Origin of the sequence: Kitasatospora sp. NPDC059827 (genome assembly GCF_042731675.1) — a bacterium.
Lineage (GTDB): Bacteria > Actinomycetota > Actinomycetes > Streptomycetales > Streptomycetaceae > Kitasatospora.
The window spans coordinates 112927-131961 of sequence record NZ_JBHWIV010000006.1 but is presented as its reverse complement, the minus strand read 5'-3'; the positions used below and the strand labels follow the sequence as shown (position 1 = coordinate 131961).

Sequence of the window (19035 nt, the reverse complement as noted above, 5' to 3'; positions counted from 1 at the left end):
GCTTTCTGCCCCGAAAACCGAGCGGCCCGACCACCCCAACGGGTGAGTCCGGGCCGCTCGTACAGAAATCCGACCGGGCCTACCAGTTGGCCCAGGCGATGTTCCAGCCGCCCAGCCCGTTGGAGGGCGAGACGGTCTTCTCCTTGCTGTTCACGACCTTCACCACGTCGCCGACCATCGAGTCGTTGTAGAACTTGCCGGCCACCGAGGAGTCGCTGCCGCCCTGCACGTCCTGCATCGAGATGCAGCCGTGGCTGCCGTTGAGGTTGCCGAACGGCATGCCCTTGTACCAGTAGTTGCCGTGCACGAAGGTGCCGGAGGTGGTCAGCCGGATCGCGTGCGGCACGTCCTTGATGTCGTACTCGCCGCCCAGGCCGACGGTGCGCGAGTCCATGTGGGTGATGCCCTCCTTGGCCATCACCACCATGGTCCCGCTCCAGGACGGCGTCGCGTCCGCGCCCATGGTGACCGGCAGGGTGGTGCTCTTGCCGTCCCGCTCGACCGTCATCTTGTGGGACTTGGCGTCGGCGGTGGAGACCATCGAGCGGCCGATGATGAACGGCTCGTCCTTGTCCACGTCGCCGTAGACGCCCGGCGCCACCTCGACGCTCTTCAACCGGTACTTGATGGTCACCTTGGTGCCCGGCTTCCAGTAGTCCTCCGGGCGGAAGTCCACCCGGCGACTGTCGAACCAGTGGCCCTTGACCTTGGTGCCGTCGCTGGCCTCGAAGGTGATGCCGTTCAGGACGGCGTCCTTGTTCTTGACGTCCTTGTTGAAGCTCACCGAGACGATCATGCCGACGCCGTAGGTGCCGCCGTCGGCGATGTTGTCGTTGACGGAGGCCTTCTTCTCCGGCGTCAGCGTGGTGAACGAGGTCGTCGACGCGGCCACCAGCCCGGCGTCGTCCTTCGCCTGCGCGTTCACCTTGTACGCCATGCCGACGGCGAGCGCCGCCGCGGGCTTCCAGCCGGCGCCGTCCGGGGCGATCGCGCCCTCGACCGGCTTGCCGTTCTTGTCGGTCACCTCGACCGCGGTCAACTTGCCGTTGGAGACCGAGACCTGGAGCGCGTTCGGCGCGACGTCCTCGGCACCGTCCTTCGCCGACACCGAGAGCACCGCCGCCGAGGTCTTCGGCGTGGCCGCACCGCCGCCGCCGGGGGCGGCCGTCCCGCCGGCGTCCGCCGGGGCCGCCGCCGTCGCGTCACCCGAGGTGGCGCCCTTGTCGTCGTTGCACGCCGCGGTGAGCAGCAGCACGCTCCCCATGACCAGTGCCATCGCGCCCCTGCGCCGGTAGCGCCCACCGGTGCGTATCGCAGCGCCGGCCGTGTTCCCCGTCTTCACGGAATCTCCCCTCCAGGTATTCACTCACTTGACGCGATGGGCGCCCGGAAGAGTTGCACCGGGTCCCGATCTTTCGCATCGGGCCCGACGCGTCGGAGCAGGATAACCGTGCGGTCGGAGCGGATCCCGGGGAGGTGGCTACCGCAGCGCGCTGCCCGCCACCCACTGGTCCCACGGCACGTTCCAGCCGTTCAGCCCGTTCGACGGCGGCACGAAGTCCCCGGCCGAGGCCCGCACCTCGATCACGTCGCCCGGGACGGTGTGCTCGAACAGCCACCCCGCCGGGGTGTCCTTGCCGGAGCCCCCCTTGACGTCCGCCAGCCCGATGCAGCCGTGGCTGGTGTTCGCGGTGCCGAACACCCCTTGGTCCGCCCAGTAGTTGCCGTGCAGGAAGGTGCCGGAGGTGGTCAGCCGCATCGCGTGCGGGACGTCCTTGATGTCGTACTCGTCGCCCATCCCGACGGTCTGCGAGTTCATCCGGGTCAGCTTGTACTTCTCCGACACCACCATCACCCCCCGGTAGGTGGAGTGCTCGGGGCTGCCCCCGGAGACCTTGAGCACCCGCACCACCTTGCCGCCCGCCCCAGCCCGGACCGTCAGGGTGTGCGCGTCCAGGTCCACCGTGGACACCTGGGCCCGGCCCACCGTGAAGCGCAGGTCCCGGTTCTGGCTGCCGAACGCCCCCGGCGCCCCCTGCACGTCCTTGAGCCGCAGCGCCACCGTCACCTTGGTGCCGGCCGCCCAGTACTGCTGCGGGCGGACGTCCAGGCGCTGGTTGCCGAACCAGTGCGCCGCCACCGGCACCGGCGGGTCCGCGGTGACCTGCACGGCCCGCTCCACCGCCGCCCGGTCGGCGATCGGCCTGCTGAACCGCAGCGAGACCGGCATCCCGACCCCGACCGTGGACCCGTCCTCCGGCGTGAAGAACGCCACGAAGGTGTGCGCCCGGGCCGCCGTGGAGAACTCCGAGTGCTGGGCCGCCCGCTGGCCCTGGTCGTCCTCCGCGACCGCGTCCAGGGTGAAGGCCGTCCCCAGCGGCAGCGCCCCCTCCGGCGCCCAGCTGGCACCGTCCGCGCCGATCGCCCCCGGCAGCTCGACCCCCTTCGCGTCGGCCAGCCGCACCGACACCAGCCGCCCCTGCGTCACGCCCACCCGCACCGGCCCCTCCGGCGGCACGTCCTGCGCCCCGTCCGCGGGCACCGCCGCCAGCACCGCCCGCGACGGCGGCGGAGGCGTGGGCGCCCCGGCCCCCACCGCGTCCCCCGCCGGCGCCCCGGCCGACCCGCCGCAGCCACTGACCACGGCCAGACAGCACACCGCCGCCGCCACCCGGCGCGCCCACACCCCACCTCGGCGCCGCATCCCGGGGCCTCCCACTGCTCGGGTCCGACGCCTGGAACACCGGACTCCGGGAACAACGACCCCGAACCACCCCGGGACACGCGCCCACCACCCGCACCACCCCATCCCCACCAACCACCCCCACCCCCGACCGGGGCGAGCGGGACGCGCCGCGGGAGGGGACGGTGGAGGGGGTGGGTGCGGAGAGGGGCGTAAACGGGAAAGAGAAGGTGAACGGGGCCCGGGACCCCCCGTTCAGGGAGGGCACGACCATGACCTCAGGCCAGGACCTGGAAGCCGAGGAGGCCGGGGTACGGCCGGGCAGCTGGCAGCCCCTGGGCGCCCGCTTCCGGACGGACCGGCCGGGCGGCCCCGGCACCAACTTCGCCCTCTGGGCGGCCGGTGCCGAGGCCGTCGACCTGTGCCTGTTCGACGAGGACGGCCGGGAGCACCGCCACCGCCTCACCGAGCAGGACCTCCAGGTCTGGCACGCCTTCCTCCCCGGCGTCCGCCCCGGCACCCGCTACGGCTTCCGGGTGCACGGCCGCTGGGACCCGTGGACGGGCGCCCGCTGGAACCCCGCGAAGCTGCTGCTCGACCCGTACGCCCGCGCCGTCGACGGCTGCTACACCTCCCACGACGCCGCGTGCTCCGCCGTCCGCAACTGGCCGGAGGCCGACGTCGCCGACACCGTCAGGGACAACCGCGACTCCGCCCCGTACGTGCCCAGATCCGTGGTCGTCCACGACGACGACGACTGGTACGACGACCACCGCCCGAAGACCCCCTGGGCCGAGACCGTCCTCTACGAGCTGCACGTCCGCGGCTTCACCATGCGCCACCCCGACATCCCCCCGCACCTGCGCGGCACCTACGCCGGACTGGCCCACCCGGCCGCGCTCGCCCACCTCACCCGCCTCGGGGTGACGGCCGTCGAGCTGCTGCCGGTGCACCAGTACGCCAGCGAGGACCACCTCCAGTCCCGCGGCCTGGTCAACTACTGGGGCTACAACACCGTCGGCTACTTCGCCCCGCACGCCGGCTACTCCGCCTCGGGCTCCCGGGGCGGCCAGGTCGGCGAGTTCAAGCGGATGGTCCGCGCCCTGCACGCCGCCGGGATCGAGGTGATCCTGGACGTGGTGTTCAACCACACCGCCGAGGGCGCCGAGCTGGGGCCCGCACTCTCCCTGCGCGGCATCGACAACGCCGGCTACTACCGGCTGGCCCCGCACCGCCCGCGCGGCTACGCCGACTACACCGGCTGCGGCAACACCCTGGACACCCGCCGCCCGCAGGTGATCCGGCTGATCACCGACTCGCTGCGCTACTGGGTCTCCGAGATGGGCGTGGACGGCTTCCGCTTCGACCTCGCGGCCGCCCTGGCCCGGGCGAGCGACGGCGTCGACATGGAGCACCCCTTCCTCGCCGCGATCGCCCAGGACCCCCTGCTGAGCCGGGTGAAGCTGATCGCCGAGCCGTGGGACGTCGGTCCGGGCGGCTACCAGGTCGGCGGCTTCCCCCCGCTGTGGGCCGAGTGGAACGACCGCTACCGCGACACCGTACGGGACTTCTGGCGCGGCGCCCGCCCGGACGTGCGCGAGCTCGGCTACCGGCTGGCCGGCTCCTCCGACCTCTACCAGCGCGCCGGTCGCCGCCCGTACGCCTCCGTCAACTACGTGACGGCGCACGACGGTTTCACCCTGCGCGACCTGGTCTCCTACGACCGCAAGCACAACGAGGCCAACGGCGAGGCCAACCGGGACGGCACGGACGACAACCGCTCCTGGAACCACGGCACCGAGGGCGAGACCACCGACCCGGAGGTGAACGCCCTGCGGCTGCGCCAACTGCGCAACCTGACGGCCACGTTGCTGCTCTCCGCGGGCGTCCCGATGATCACCGCCGGGGACGAGCTGGGCCGCACCCAGGGCGGCAACAACAACGCCTACTGCCAGGACGGCGAGGTCAGTTGGCTGGACTGGTCGCTGCTGGAGCAGCCCGGCTGGCAGGAGCTGTGCGAACTGACCGGACGGCTGGTCCGGCTGCGCCGGGCCCACCCGGTGCTGCGCCGGCGGGCGTTCTTCTCCGGCCGGGCCGCCACCCCCGGCGGGCAGCCGGACCTCGCCTGGTTCACCCCGCTGGGCAAGGAGATGACCGAGGCCGACTGGTTCGGCCCCACGGCCTGCCTCGGCATGCTGCTCTCCGGCGCCGCGCTGCCCGAACGGGACGACACCGGGCTCCCGCTGGCCGACGACAGCTTCCTGCTGCTGCTCAACTCCGGCCCCGAACCGGTGGCGTTCACCTTGCCCGGCGAACCCTGGGCGGAGCCGGAGGCCGCCTACGAGACGGTGCTGGACACGGCCGCCGCGGGCACCGGCGAGGCCCGGCCGCGGGGCGCGGTGGTGCTGGGCGGGCGCTCGCTGCAACTGCTGCGCGCACCCGCCCGCGACGCCCGGGTCAGTTGAAGGGGCGACTGACCTCGACGTTCTCCAGGATGCCGAGCGCGTCCGGCACCAGCACCGCCGCCGAGAAGTAGGCGCTGACCAGGTAGGAGGAGAGCGCCTGCTCGTTGATGCCCATGAAGCGGACGTTCAGGCCGGGCTCGACCTCGTCCGGGATGCCGACCTGGGTGAGGCCGACCACGCCCTGGTCGTCCTCGCCGACGCGCAGCGCCAGGAAGGAGGTGGTCCGGTTGGCCGCCACCGGGATCTTGTCGCAGGTGAGGATCGGCACCCCGCGCCAGACCGGCCGCCGCTTGCCCAGGACGTCGACCGTGCCCGGATCGATGCCGCGCTTGGTGCACTCCCGCTCGAAGGCGGCGATCGCCTTCGGGTGGGCGAACAGGAAGTCGGTGTCGCGCCGCATGGAGAGCAGCTCGTCCAGGTCGTCCGGGGTGGGCGCGCCCGAGTGGGTCTGGATCCGCTGGTCGAAGTCGGCGTTGTGGAGCAGGCCGAACTCCGGGTTGTTGATCATCTCGTACTCCTGCCGCTCACGCAGGGCCTCGATGGTCAGCCGCAGCTGTTCCTCGGTCTGGTTCATCGGCTTGCTGTAGAGGTCGGCGACCCGGGTGTGCACCTTGAGCACGGTCTGCGCGACGCTCAACTCGTACTCGCGCGGCTCCAACTCGTAGTCCACGAAGGCGCCGGGCAGCTCGTACTCGCCCTGGTGACCGGCCGAGAGGTCGATCTCCGCCTCGCCGTGGGCGTTCTGCGCCTGGGCGGCGTCGGCGGCGAAGCCCAACAGCTGCTCGCGCAGCGGCGCGGAGCGGTCGACCAGCTCCTGCAGCCCGGCCGCGTTCAGTGCCATGGCGACACCGGCGGTGCCCGCCCGTACCGTGTACGGCCAGCTGCCGCCGGGCTCGGTGATCACCTCGTCGCCGACGTGGTCGCCGTCCGCGAGGGTGCCGAGCACCGTCTCCTCGCCGTACTTGCCGGTGCCGATCCGGTCGACCTTGCCGTGGGCGATCAGGAACACCTCCTCGATCGGCGCCCCCTCCCGCACCAGGACGTCACCCGGCGCGAAGTCCCGCTGCACGAAGCGGCGGGCCAGCTCGGCCAGCACCTCCTGGTCCTCGAACCCGCGCAACGCCGGCAGCTCGGCCAGCGAGGGCGCGATCACCGTCACCGTGGAACCGGCCTTGGCGAAGCCCACCCGGCCGCGCCCGGCGGCGTAGCTGAGACGACGGTTGACCCGGTACGTACCCGCGCTGACCTGCACCCACGGCAGCACCCTGAGCAGCCAGCGGGAGGTGATCTCCTGCATCTGCGGCTTCGACTTGGTGGTCGTCGCCAGGTTGCGGGCGGCCGTGGTGCTGAGGCTGAGCTGGGCCCTGACCTGCACGGTTGCCGATCCTGGGCCGGGGGTGGGCTCGGTGTCGACCGTCATGTCCACACACTCCTGTCACTCGCTTGCCGATGAGCATCCGTCAGGAGATGTAATCGGCCGTTCGGCAGGCGCCCGCAAGAGGCGCACGGCGCACTCCTCCCTGCACGAACGGCTCCGCACGCCCCTCAGCACGCCCTCGCCTCACCCGTTCGGGTGGCCGGTTCTCGGCGGCCGTCACCGACAGGGGCGAAAAACCGGATGAGAAATGACGGGCACTCTGCCTACCCTCACCGCGATGGCCGAGAACCGACAAGACTCCGACCGCACGACCGGGCGACGCCGCTCCACGGTCCGCTCACTGCTGCGCCTGTGGCCCTACGCCCGGGCCGTCCGCGGCCGGCTCCTGGTCTCGGTGTCGGCCGCCACCCTCGCCATGCTGAGCACCCTGGCCGTCCCGGTGGTGCTCGGCCGGATCGTCGACGGCCCGCTCGCCCGGCACGACCTCGACGCGCTGTGGCCGCCGATCGGCCTGCTGCTGCTCCTCGGACTGGTCGAGGCCGCCCTGTTCTACACCCGCCGGGTGGTGCTGTCCCGCCCACTGGGCCGGCTGGAGGCGGCCATGCGCGCCGACCTCTACGCCAAGCTCCAGCGGCTGCCGGTCTCCTTCCACGACCGCTGGGGCTCCGGCCAGATGCTCTCCCGGGCCACCACCGACATGAACGCCATGCGGCTCTTCCTGGCCTTCCCGCTGGTGTTCCTGGTCGTCAACTCGGTGACCTTCCTGGCCGGCACGGTGCTGATGTTCGCCCAGGACTGGCGGCTCGCCGTGATCATCCTGCTGCCCGCCGCGCCGCTGCTGGTGCTCACCCGGCGCTTCGAGTCCGAGTACTCCGTCACCGCCCGGCTCGCCCAGGACCAGAACGGCGACCTCGCCACCGTGGTCGAGGAGTCGGTGCTCGGCATCCGCATCCTCAAGGCCTTCGGCCGGCACCGCGCGATGGCCGAGCACTTCCGCGCCCAGTCCCACCGGCTGCGCCGCACCGAGCTGAGCAAGGCGCACCAGCTCGCCAACCTGTGGGCGGTCATCGTCGGCCTGCCGGAGATCGCCCTGGGCTGCGCCCTGGCCGTCGGCGCCTACCTGGTCGCCCACGACGAGCTGAGCGCCGGCACCCTGGTCGCCTTCCTGTCCACCGCGCTCGCGCTGCGCTGGCCGGTCGAGTCGCTCGGCTGGCTGCTCGCCTACGCCAACGAGGCCGCCACCGCCACCGACCGGTTCTTCGAGGTCATCGACGAGCCCGATCCCGCCGACCCGACCACCGCGACCGCCGCCTCCGGCACGCAGGGCACCCCAGGCACCCCGGACGGCATCCGCTTCACCGGCGTCCGCTTCCGCTACCCCGACGCCCCCGAGGACACCCCCGACCTGCTGGCCGGCATCGACCTGCACGTCCGCAGCGGCGAGACGATGGCCCTGGTCGGCGCCACCGGCAGTGGCAAGACCACGCTCACCGCCCTGCTCCCCCGGCTGTACGAGGCCACCGGCGGCCGGATCACCCTGGACGGCCGGGACATCGCCGAGCTGCCCCGGCAGGAACTGCGCGAGCTCGTCGCGGTCGCCTTCGAGGAGCCCACCCTGTTCTCCGCCACCGTCCGGGAGAACGTCCTGATGGGCGCCCCCGGCGCGGACGACCGGCAGCTGGCCTCCGCCCTGGCCACCGCCCAGGCCGGCTTCGTCGAGAAGCTCCCGGCCGGAGTGGGGACCGAGGTCGGCGAGCAGGGCCTGAGCCTGTCCGGCGGCCAGCGCCAGCGCCTCGCGCTGGCCCGCGCCGTGGTCGGCGACCCGCCCTTCCTGGTGCTGGACGACCCGCTCTCCGCGCTCGACGTGCACACCGAGGCCCTGGTCGAACGGGCGCTGCGCGAGGTGCTCGGCTCCACCACCGCCCTGGTGGTCGCCCACCGCCCCAGCACGGTGCTGCTCGCCGACCGGGTCGCGGTGCTCGCCGACGGCCGGATCGAGGCCGTCGGCACCCACCAGGAACTGCTCCGGGACTGCCCCCGCTACCGCGAACTGATGTCGGGCGAGGCCGCCCCGGTGCCCGAGGGCCCGTTCGTCCTTGAGGAGGGCTCCACCCGATGACCACCACCGTCGAACCCGCCGGGCCCGCCGCGGCCGACCGGAGCGACCAGGCCGACCTGACCGCCCCGGCCGAGGAGGAGCTGCCCGCGCCCCCGGCGGACGAGGAGGACATCCCCGTCCCGCCCGGCGCGCCCCGGGCACTGCTGCGCTCGCTGCTCGCCCCGCACCGGGCCCGGATCACCGTCGCCATGGTGGTGATCCTGGTCCAGCAGGCCGCCCTGCAGTCCGGCCCGCTGCTGGTCGCGGTGGCGATGGACCGCGGCATCCCGGCGCTGCGCGAGCACGACTCCGGCCCGCTGGTCGCGGTGGTGGCCGGCTACCTCTTCTGCGCCCTGCTCAGCCCGCTGCTGCAGTGGGTGTTCATCAAGATCAGCGCCCGGGTGAACCAGGACGTCCTGCTGGACCTGCGCGGCCGGATCTTCCGGCACGCTCAGCGGCTCAGCCTGGACTTCCACGAGCGCTACACCTCGGGCCGGATCATCTCCCGGGCCACCAGCGACATCGACGCGCTGCGCGAACTGCTCTCCGAGGGCCTCCAGGAGCTGCTGACGGTCTTCCTGTCGGTCTGCTACATCTCGGTGCTGCTGGTGGTGCTGGACTGGCGGCTGGGCCTGGCCTCGCTGGCGGCCTTCCTGCCGCTGGCCCTGGTCGCCCACTCCTTCCGCACCCGCTCGCGCCGGGTCTACCGCCGCTCGCGGACGGCCGCCGCCTCGATGATCGTGCGCTTCACCGAGACCATGAACGGCATCCGCCCGGTGCAGGCCTTCCGCCGCGAGAAGGCCAACGACGCCGCCTTCGGGGTGGTCAACCGGCAGGCCTCGGCGGCCAACGCGGAGGGCTTCATGGAGCTCGCCCGGTACGTCGGCCTCTCCCGCGCCACCGCCAACGTCTGGTTCACCGGCATCGTGCTGATGGGCGCCTACCTGGTCGCCGACGACGCGCTGGAACTGGGCGTGCTGACCGCCTTCGCGCTCTACCTCCGCCGCCTGTTCGACCCGATCGACCAGCTGGCGATGTTCCTGAACAGCTACCAGGCCGCCGCCGCGGCACTGGAGAAGATCGCCGGCCTGCTCGCCCACGAGCCGACCGTCGCCGAGCCGGCGGAGCCCGCCGAACTTCCTCAGGCAGCCTCCAAGGGCCGCGAGGTCTCCTTCGAGGGGACGCGCTTCGCTTACCGCACCGGCAAGGAGGTGCTGCCGCCCTTCGACCTGCTGATCCCGGCCGGACAGACGGTCGCGGTGGTCGGGGCGACCGGCGCCGGCAAGTCGACGGTCGCCAAGCTGCTGGCCCGCTTCTACGACCCGACGGACGGCCGGATCCGGCTGGACGGCGTGGACCTGCGCGACCTCGCCACCCCGGAACTGCGGCGCGGGGTCGTGATGGTGACCCAGGAGTCCTTCCTGTTCTCCGGCACCGTCGCCGAGAACATCGCGATCGGCCGCCCCGGCGCCACCCGAACCGAGGTCGAGCAGGCCGCCCGGGAGATCGGCGCGTACGGGTTCATCGCCGCGCTCCCGGACGGCTTCGACACCGACGTGCGCAAGCGCGGCGGCCGGATCTCCGCCGGGCAGCGCCAGTTGGTCGCCTTCGCCCGCGCCCTGCTGGCCGACCCGGCCGTGCTGATCCTGGACGAGGCGACCAGTTCCCTGGACGTGCCGGGCGAGCAGGCCGTGCAGCGGGCGATGCGCACGGTGCTGGCCGGCCGCACGGCGGTGATCATCGCCCACCGGCTCTCCACCGTGGAGATCGCCGACCGGGTGCTGGTGATGGACCAGGGGCGGATCGTCGAGGACGGCTCACCGCGGCAGCTGATCGAGGGGGCGGGCCGTTTCGCCACCCTGCATCGTGCCTGGCGGGACAGTCTGGTGTAAGAAAGGCCCTGGCCGCAGGGCCCCACAGTTGTGCCCGTCCGGGTGCGCCGTCACGCACCCGGGCGGGCCGCTCCATGTCCGGGCCCGCGGGCCCCGGCCGCGTCAGGTCACCGTCACCACGTAGTCGGTGTGCCAGTCCGGCGAGGGGCGGTCCTCCACCGCGGCCACCACGTCCAACGTGCCGCCCGGCAGCACCTGCCCGGCGACGGTCGAGGAGTCGATCACCACGGCCGGGTCGATGAAGACCGCGTCCTCGAACCGCGGCCCGCTCGCGTAGTGACAGGTCAGCGTGCGCGGCCCGGTGGCGGTGCAGCCGTACGGGGGCGTGCCGGTCAGCGTGGTGTGCTCGGGCACGGTGATCGCCAGGTCGATCGGGTGCCGCGAGTACGAGGGGCCGGCGTTGTACACCCACAGCGGCAGGTCGATCGTCGCCCCGGGCCTGCCGGTGAGGTCGCCGGGCTGCGGGACGGGGTGCCCGGCCTGCCAGGCGGAGGAGGCGCCGACCATGAAGTGGGCCCTGGTGTCGGCGGTGGTCAGGCGGTACGCGGTGGTGTGGCCGGACTGGTCCGGGTCACCCGGGTAGAAGGCCTGGACGTCGCCGTCGACGGTGAGGAAGGACTCGGTGATCGGCGCGACGTACAGCGCCAGCCGCTCGACCGAGGCCGCCCCCGGTGCCAGCCCGGCCGGGATCGTGTACGAGCTGCCGGTGCCGAAGTAGGTCAGGGTGACGGCCGGGTCGGCCGACCGCACCACGCCCGGCGCGGGGAGGTGCACCACCACCAGGGTGTCGTCGGTGGTGGCGGCCGGCCCCTGGTTGGTGACCTTCACCTCCAGCGTCCCGGTCCCGCCCGGGACCACCGGGTCCTGCGGCGGGCAGACCTCCAGGGACAGCCGCGCGGTCGCCGGTGGCGCCGGGAGGGGGGCGGTGGCGGCCTGGGCCGGCCACGCCACGAGGAGCACGGAGAGCGCGGCCAGGGCGGCGGCGCGCAGGGTTCGCATCATGGCCTTCACGCTCCCCCCGCCCGTCACCCGGGGCAAGCGGATGACTGCCGTCCGTAGCAACGGTGGACGGCAGCCACCCGGTCCGGGGCCTCAGCGCAGCAGCCCGGCGTCCATCCCCGTCGACTCGGCCGGGAGGGCGACCAGCCCCAACTCGGCCGGCGAGGCCAGCCGGGGGTGCGCGGGCAGCACCCGCACGGTGTACCCGAACGGGCCGGTGCGGCCGAGCTCCAGCGCGCCCTCGTAGCGGGTGCGGCCGTCCAGGTCGGGCCCGCCGACCGGCTTGAGGGCGAGCACCTCGGCTTCCGAGATGCCGTCCGTCTCGTCGACCCGGCCGGAGACCGCCTGCACCTCGACGTCGCCCGGCTCCAGCGCGCCGAGCGCGACCTGCACCCGCAGCGCCAGCGAGCTGCCCAGCTCCTGGGCCTCGGCCGGACAGTCCGCCTCGACGTGCTCGACCCGCACGCCCGGCCAGCCCTCCCGGACCTTCGCCTTCCAGCCGGCCAGCTCCCGGGCGCAGGCGTGGTCCCGGACCGCCAGCTCGCGCTGGGCCAGCGCCGCCGGGGTGTACAGCCGCTCGACGTACTCGCGGACCATCCGCCCGGCCAGGACCTTGGGGCCGAGGGTGACCAGGGTGTGCCGGACCATGGCGATCCAGCGGTGCGGCAGCCCGTCGGAGCCCCGGTCGTAGAACCGGCCGGCGACCTGCTCCTCGATCAGGTCGTACAGCGCGGCGGCCTCGATGTCGTCGCGCCGCTCGGCCTCGCTGCTCTCCGGGTCGAGCACGCCGGCGTCCTCGTCGGCGGTGGGGATCGCCCAGCCGTTCTGGCCGTCGTACCACTCGTCCCACCAGCCGTCCAGGACGGACAGGTTGAGGCAGCCGTTGAGCGCGGCCTTCATCCCGGAGGTGCCGCAGGCCTCCAGCGGCCGCAGCGGGTTGTTCAGCCAGACGTCGCAGCCCGGGTAGAGGTGCTGGGCCATCGCCATGTCGTAGTCCGGCAGGAAGACGATCCGGTGGCGCACCGTCGGGTCGTCGGCGAAGGCGACCATCTGCTGGATCAGCCGCTTGCCCCCGTCGTCGGCCGGGTGGGCCTTCCCGGCGACCACGATCTGCACCGGCCGGGTGGGGTGCAGCAGCAGGGCGCGCAGCCGGACCGGGTCGCGCAGCATCAGGGTGAGCCGCTTGTACGAGGGCACCCGGCGGGCGAAGCCGATGGTGAGCACGTCGGGGTCGAGCACCGAGGAGACCCAGCCGAGCTCGGCCTCGCCGGCCCCGCGCTGGCGCCAGGAGGCGCGCAGCCGGCGGCGGGCCTCGTCCACCAGCTGGGCGCGCAGGCTGCGGCGCAGGTCCCAGACCTCGGTGTTGCCGATCCGCTCCAGGCCGGTCCAGCGCTGGGTCTCGCCGGTGGTCATCGCCTCCTCGGCGCGTTCGGCGCCGATCTCGGCGGCGCCCAGGCGGACCACGGCCGGGTCGATCCAGGTGGCGGCGTGCACCCCGTTGGTGACCGAGGTGATCGGCACCTCGGCGGGGTCGAAGCCGGGCCAGAGGCCGTTGAACATCGAGCGGCTGACCTCGCCGTGCAGGGTGGAGACCCCGTTGGCGCGCTGGGCGAGCCGCAGGCCCATGGCGGCCATGTTGAAGAGCTTCGGGTCCCCGCCGGCCCAGGTCTCGGCGCCGAGCGCGAGCACCGGCTCCACCGGGACGCCGGGCAGCGCGGCGTCGCCGTCGAAGTGACGGGCGACCAGCTCGCGGTCGAAGCGGTCGATGCCGGCCGGGACGGGCGTGTGGGTGGTGAACAGGGTGCCGGCCCGGACGGACTCCAGGGCGGCGGCGAAGTCCAGCCCGGCGCCGGCGGCGACCAGTTCGCGGATCCGCTCGACGCCGAGGAAGCCGGCGTGGCCCTCGTTGGTGTGGAAGACCTCGGGGGCGGGGTGCCCGGTGAGCCGGCAGTAGGCCCGGACGGCCCGGACGCCGCCGATGCCGAGCAGCATCTCCTGGAGCAGCCGGTGCTCGCTGCCGCCGCCGTAGAGCCGGTCGGTGACGTCGCGCTCGGCGGGCGAGTTGGCCTCGATGTCGGAGTCGAGCAGCAGCAGCGGGACCCGCCCGACCTGGGCCTTCCAGATGTGCGCGGCGAGGGTGCGGCCGCCGGGCAGGGCGAGGTCGACCCGGCAGGGGGTGCCGTCGGCCTCCCGGAACAGGCTGACGGCCAGTTCGTCCGGGTCCAGCAGGGGGTAGCGCTCCTGCTGCCAGCCGCTCCGGTCGAGGGACTGCCGGAAGTAGCCGTGCCGGTAGAACAGCCCCACGCCGATGATCGGGACGCCGAGGTCGCTGGCGGCCTTGAGGTGGTCGCCGGCCAGGATGCCGAGGCCACCGGAGTACTGGGGCAGCGCGGCGGCGATGCCGTACTCGGGCGAGAAGTAGGCGATGGCGGTGGGCGGCGGGGTGGCGCCGCCGTCCTGTTGGGCCTGGTACCAGCGCGGGCCGGTGAGGTACTCGCGCAGGTCGTCGGCGAGGTCGCCGAGTCTGCGCAGGAAGCGCCGGTCGGCGGCGAGCGCGGCCAGCCGGGCGGCCGGGACCTCCCCGAGCAGCCGCACCGGGTCCTCGCCGGTCGCGGCCCAGACCTCCGGGTCCACGGACCGGAAGAGGTCCCTGGTCTCGGGGTGCCAGGACCAGCGCAGGTTGAGGGCCAGCTCGTGCAACGGCTGGAGTTGTTCGGGCAGGACGGTGCGGACGGTGAATCTGCGGATTGCCTTCACAGCGGTGAAGCGTAGCCTCGACGCTCGGTCCGACTACGGGTCAAGTGGACTATTGGGCATCCGTTCGGGCTATTGATGAGATCGCATTCGGCGCATTGGTCTGCACGGGGGGCGCGCGAGGCGCACATTTCCGGGCGCCGCGCTACCAATGCGTGAACTCTGCGGAACAGATCCATTTCCGGCCGGTCCACGGCCCCGGACAAAACCCGAAACTACTGTCGTACCGCTGCGAAAACCGTGTCGCCGGTGCGAGGATGGCCGAAGGTCGTTGATGCTGCGGGGACAACGACGACGGGTGGCGTCCCCCGTGGAGCAGCACGTCCGAATCCTTTTCGCGTTGATCCTTCCTCTTCTCCCTTAGCCCGTTCGGCGCTCACCGCGCACCGGCGCGTGTCCTCGCGCACGGTCGGCTCGTTCACGGGTCGACCGGCCCGCCCGGGGGCGTGCCCGCGGAGGCGTGCGCCGGAACGCGCACCGGTTCCGGGGCGCCCCGCCACCGGTTCGGCGGGCGCCGGGCAGGTTGCCGGGGACAGCGGCGCGGGCAGGCTTCCGGTCGCACGTCCACCCCACCCACAGTCCTCCCGGTACTCCCCCCGGCCCACCCCCGGCCCGCGCGGGAGCTGCCGCTGATCTCGGGCAGGAGTTTGGCATGCACGGCGACACGCGGGACCAGTCCACACCGGTGGCCGACACCGTCGACGCAGCGGTCGCGGAATCCGCCGGACGGATGGATTCTGACACTCGGACAGACCCGGCGATGCCGTCGCCCCGGGTGTCCGGGGCGGTCCGTACCGAATCCTCCGCAGCACAGGCTCCCACGGCGCAGCCCTCCGCAACGGCCCCCCAACCCGGGGCCGAGGAGGGCCCGGCGGCGGCACCGCGCAGGCGCACCACCACCACGCGCCGCAGCACCGCCACCGCGGGGGCCGGCTCCGGGGCCACCCCGCCGGAGCCCTCGGGAACCGCCGCGAAGACGCCCGCGCGCAAGGCCCCCGCCCGCAAGACCGCCACCAAGACCGCCACCAAGCCCTCCGCCCGCAAGACGACAGAGAGCGACACCGTGATCGGCCGCATCCCCGTCCTGGACGTCAGCCCCCAGATCGACGCCGGCCGCCGCCCGGCCAAGGCCGTCGTCGGCGAGACCTTCCCGGTCACCGCGACGGTCTTCCGCGAGGGCCACGACGCCGTCAACGCCAACGTGGTGCTGCGCGACCCGCGCGGGCGCAGCGGCCCGTGGACGCCGATGCGCGAGCTCGCCGAGGGCACCGACCGCTGGGGGGCGCACGTCACCCCGACCGGCCCGGGCCGCTGGTCGTACCTGGTGGAGGCGTGGAGCGACCCGGTCGCCACCTGGCGGAAGACCGCCGCGGTGAAGCTGCCGGCCGGGATCGACACCGCGCTGGTCCTGGAGGAGGGCGCCCGGCTGCTGGAGCAGGCCGCCGCCGGGGTGCCGAAGAAGGACGGCCGGGCGCACGTGCTGGCCGCCGCGGACGCGCTGCGCGACCCCGGCCTGCCGCCGCTGTCCCGGCTGGCCGCCGCGCTCGCCCCCGAGGTGCTGGAGCTGCTGGCCCGCCACCCGCTGCGGGAGCTGCTCAGCGCCTCCCGCCCGCTGCCGCTCCAGGTGGACCGCGAGCGCGCGCTGTTCGGCTCCTGGTACGAGTTCTTCCCGCGCTCGGAGGGCGCGGTGGTGGACCCGAACGGGGTCGAGCCGCCGCGGTCCGGCACCCTGCGCACCGCCGCCGAGCGGCTGCCGGCGGTCGCCGCGATGGACTTCGACGTGGTCTACCTGCCGCCGGTGCACCCGATCGGGCGAGCCTTCCGCAAGGGCCCGGACAACACCCTGACGGCCGGTCCGCACGACGTCGGCTCGCCCTGGGCGATCGGCTCGCCGGAGGGCGGCCACGACGCCGTCCACCCGGACCTCGGCACCATCGAGGACTTCGACCACTTCGTCGCCGAGGCCAGGGCGCTGCACCTGGAGGTGGCGCTGGACTTCGCCCTCCAGTGCTCCCCCGACCACCCGTGGGTGAACAAGCACCCGGAATGGTTCAGCCACCGCGCCGACGGCACCATCGCGTACGCCGAGAACCCGCCGAAGAAGTACCAGGACATCTATCCGGTCAACTTCGACCAGGACATGGACGGAATCGTCAAGGAAACCGTCCGGACCCTCCGGTTCTGGATGTCGCACGGCATCCGGATCTTCCGGGTCGACAACCCCCACACCAAACCGGTGGTGTTCTGGGAGAAGGTGCTCGGCGACATCGCCCGCACCGACCCGGACGTGGTGTTCCTGGCGGAGGCGTTCACCCGCCCCGCGATGATGCACACCCTGGCGAAGATCGGATTCCACCAGTCGTACACGTACTTCACCTGGCGCACCACCAAGCGCGAACTCACCGAGTACCTCACCGAACTCACCGGCGACGCGGCCGCCTACATGCGCCCCAACTTCTTCGCCAACACCCCGGACATCCTGCACGCCTACCTCCAGCACGGCGGCCGCGCCGCCTTCGCGATCCGCGCCGTGCTCGCCGCCACCCTCTCCCCCAGCTACGGCGTCTACGCCGGCTACGAGCTGTTCGAGAACGAGCCGGCCCACCCCGGCTCCGAGGAGTACCTGCACTCGGAGAAGTACGAGCTCCGCCCCCGCGACTGGAACCGCACCGACACCCTCGCCCCGCTGCTCACCGTGCTGAACCGGCTGCGCCGGCGCCACCCGGCCCTGCAGCAGCTGCGCGACCTGCGCTTCCACCCGACCGACAACGAGCAGGTGCTCGCCTACTCCAAGACCGCGACCACCGCCGACGGCCTGACCGACCGGGTCATCACCGTGGTCAACCTCGACCCGCACCACGTCCAGGAGGCCACCGTCACGCTCGACGGCGACGGGCCCCACGCGGTGCACGACGAGCTCACCGGCGCCGCCTACACCTGGGGCCGGCACAACTACGTCCGGCTCGATCCCTCAGCCGAGCCGGCTCACCTCCTCACGGTTCGGAGGAACCCAGCGTGACAGTGAACGAGCCCGTCCCCGACACCTTTCCGGAGACCTCGAAGAAGAACCTGGACCCGGAGTGGTTCAAACGTGCGGTCTTCTACGAGGTGCTGGTGCGGTCCTTCCAGGACAGCAACGGCGACGGGGTCGGGGACCTCAAGGGGCTCACGACCAAGCTCGACTACCTGCAGTGGCTCGGCGTCGACTGCCTCTGGCTCCCGCCGTTCTTCGCCTCGCCGCTGCGCGACGGCGGGTACGACGTCGCCGACTACAAGTCGGTGCTGCCGGAGTTCGGCGACCTCGCCGACTTCATGGAGTTCACCGACGCCGCACACGCCCGCGGCATGCGCGTGATCATCGACTTCGTGATGAACCACACCAGCGACCAGCACCCGTGGTTCCAGGCCTCCCGGGCGGACCCGGACGGGCCGTACGGCGACTTCTACATGTGGGCCGACGACGACAAGCAGTACCCGGACGCCCGGATCATCTTCGTCGACACCGAGACCTCCAACTGGACCTACGACCCGGTGCGCAAGCAGTACTACTGGCACCGGTTCTTCTCCCACCAGCCGGACCTCAACTACGACAACCCCCGCGTCCAGGACGAGATGATCGCCGGGCTGCGGTTCTGGCTCGACCTCGGCATCGACGGCTTCCGGCTGGACGCGGTGCCGTACCTGTTCGCCCGCGAGGGCACCAACTGCGAGAACCTGCCGGAGACCCACGAGTTCCTCCGGCGGGTCCGCAAGGAGATCGACGCCGACTACCCGGACACCGTGCTGCTCGCCGAGGCCAACCAGTGGCCGGAGGACGTGGTCGACTACTTCGGCGACTTCACGGCCGGCGGCGACGAGTGCCACATGGCGTTCCACTTCCCGGTGATGCCGCGGATCTTCATGGCCGTGCGCCGGGAGTCCCGGTACCCCGTGTCGGAGATCCTGGCCAAGACCCCGGCGATCCCGGGCGGCTGCCAGTGGGGCATCTTCCTGCGCAACCACGACGAGCTGACCCTGGAGATGGTCACCGACGAGGAGCGCGACTACATGTACGCGGAGTACGCCAAGGACCCGCGGATGCGCGCCAACGTGGGCATCCGCCGCCGGCTCGCCCCGCTGCTGGAGAACGACCGCAACCAGATCGAGCTGTTCACCGCCCTGCTGCTCTCCCTGCCCGGCTCGCCGGTGCTCTACTACGGGGACGAGATCGGCATGGGCGACAACATCTGGCTGGGCGACCGGGACGGCGTGCGCACGCCGATGCAGTGGACCCCGGACCGCAACGCGGGTTTCTCCTCCGCCGACCCGGGCAGGCTCAGTCTGCCGCCCATCATGGACCCGGTGTACGGCTACCAGGTGACCAACGTCGAAGCGCAGCAGAGCAGTTCGAGTTCCCTGCTGCACTGGACGCGTCGCATGATCGAGATCCGCAAGCTCAACCCGGCGTTCGGCCTGGGCACCTACACCGAACTGCCGTCCAGCAACCCCGCCGTGCTGGCCTTCGTGCGCGAGCACGAGGGGGACCTGGTCATGTGCGTGAACAACTTCTCGCGGTTCGCGCAGCCGACCGAGCTGGACCTCCGGCAGTACGGCGGGCGGTACCCGGTCGAGCTGATCGGCGGAGTGCGCTTCCCGTCGATCGGCGAGTGGCCCTACCTGCTCACGCTGGCCGGCCACGGCTTCTACTGGTTCCAACTCCGACAGCCCCCGCGCACCAGCGGAACCGGGCGGTCGAAGTAACGATCCGCCGAGCCCTGCCACCAGCG

The 19035-nt window shown here is 72.6% G+C and carries 10 protein-coding genes; 5 read left to right on the top strand and 5 right to left on the bottom strand.

The features are described 5' to 3' along the window. Positions 1 to 79: 79 nt before the first annotated feature. Positions 80 to 1342: an Ig-like domain-containing protein gene (locus ACFV8H_RS06010; protein WP_380396830.1), complete on the bottom strand. Its 1263-nt coding sequence runs from the start codon at positions 1340 to 1342 to the stop codon at positions 80 to 82. A gap of 138 nt (positions 1343 to 1480) precedes the next feature. Next, a complete protein-coding gene (locus ACFV8H_RS06005; protein WP_380396828.1) occupies positions 1481 to 2704 on the bottom strand; it encodes an Ig-like domain-containing protein in 1224 nt (407 codons plus the stop codon). 251 nt (positions 2705 to 2955) lie between these two features. Between ACFV8H_RS06005 and glgX the strand changes: the two genes are divergently transcribed. After that, a complete protein-coding gene (gene glgX, locus ACFV8H_RS06000) occupies positions 2956 to 5148 on the top strand; it encodes a glycogen debranching protein GlgX (RefSeq protein ID WP_380396826.1) in 2193 nt (730 codons plus the stop codon). Here glgX and ACFV8H_RS05995 read toward each other — a convergent pair. Next, positions 5141 to 6568 (bottom strand): family 2B encapsulin nanocompartment shell protein, encoded by a 1428-nt coding sequence (locus ACFV8H_RS05995; RefSeq protein ID WP_380396824.1) that lies wholly within the window; start codon positions 6566 to 6568, stop codon positions 5141 to 5143. The two genes, glgX and ACFV8H_RS05995, sit on opposite strands and share 8 nt — an antisense overlap. Before the next feature lie 235 nt (positions 6569 to 6803). Here ACFV8H_RS05995 and ACFV8H_RS05990 point away from each other — a divergent pair, with 235 nt between their 5' ends. Together ACFV8H_RS05990 and ACFV8H_RS05985 are read left to right on the top strand one after the other, a co-directional pair. Then, entirely contained in the window at positions 6804 to 8645 is a 1842-nt protein-coding gene (locus ACFV8H_RS05990) for an ABC transporter ATP-binding protein (RefSeq protein ID WP_380396822.1), read from the top strand. Continuing rightward, complete coding sequence (locus ACFV8H_RS05985) at positions 8642 to 10516, top strand: ABC transporter ATP-binding protein (RefSeq protein ID WP_380396820.1); 1875 nt, start codon at positions 8642 to 8644, stop codon at positions 10514 to 10516. Before ACFV8H_RS05990 ends, ACFV8H_RS05985 begins: the two co-directional genes overlap by 4 nt. Before the next feature lie 102 nt (positions 10517 to 10618). Here ACFV8H_RS05985 and ACFV8H_RS05980 read toward each other — a convergent pair whose 3' ends face one another. Both ACFV8H_RS05980 and glgP read right to left on the bottom strand, forming a co-directional pair. Continuing rightward, positions 10619 to 11518, bottom strand: a complete 900-nt coding sequence (locus ACFV8H_RS05980) for a hypothetical protein (RefSeq protein WP_380396818.1) — start codon at positions 11516 to 11518, stop codon at positions 10619 to 10621. Between the two features lie 90 nt (positions 11519 to 11608). Then, the gene (gene glgP, locus ACFV8H_RS05975) at positions 11609 to 14272 is read right to left on the bottom strand and encodes an alpha-glucan family phosphorylase (protein WP_380396816.1); all 2664 of its coding nucleotides are present in this window, start codon (positions 14270 to 14272) and stop codon (positions 11609 to 11611) included. 1060 nt (positions 14273 to 15332) lie between these two features. Here glgP and ACFV8H_RS05970 point away from each other — a divergent pair. Both ACFV8H_RS05970 and treS read left to right on the top strand, forming a co-directional pair. Beyond that, a complete protein-coding gene (locus tag ACFV8H_RS05970; RefSeq protein WP_380396915.1) occupies positions 15333 to 17288 on the top strand; it encodes an alpha-1,4-glucan--maltose-1-phosphate maltosyltransferase in 1956 nt (651 codons plus the stop codon). Beyond that, a complete protein-coding gene (gene treS / locus ACFV8H_RS05965; RefSeq protein ID WP_380396814.1) occupies positions 17285 to 19009 on the top strand; it encodes a maltose alpha-D-glucosyltransferase in 1725 nt (574 codons plus the stop codon). Before ACFV8H_RS05970 ends, treS begins: the two co-directional genes overlap by 4 nt. Positions 19010 to 19035: the final 26 nt, after the last annotated feature.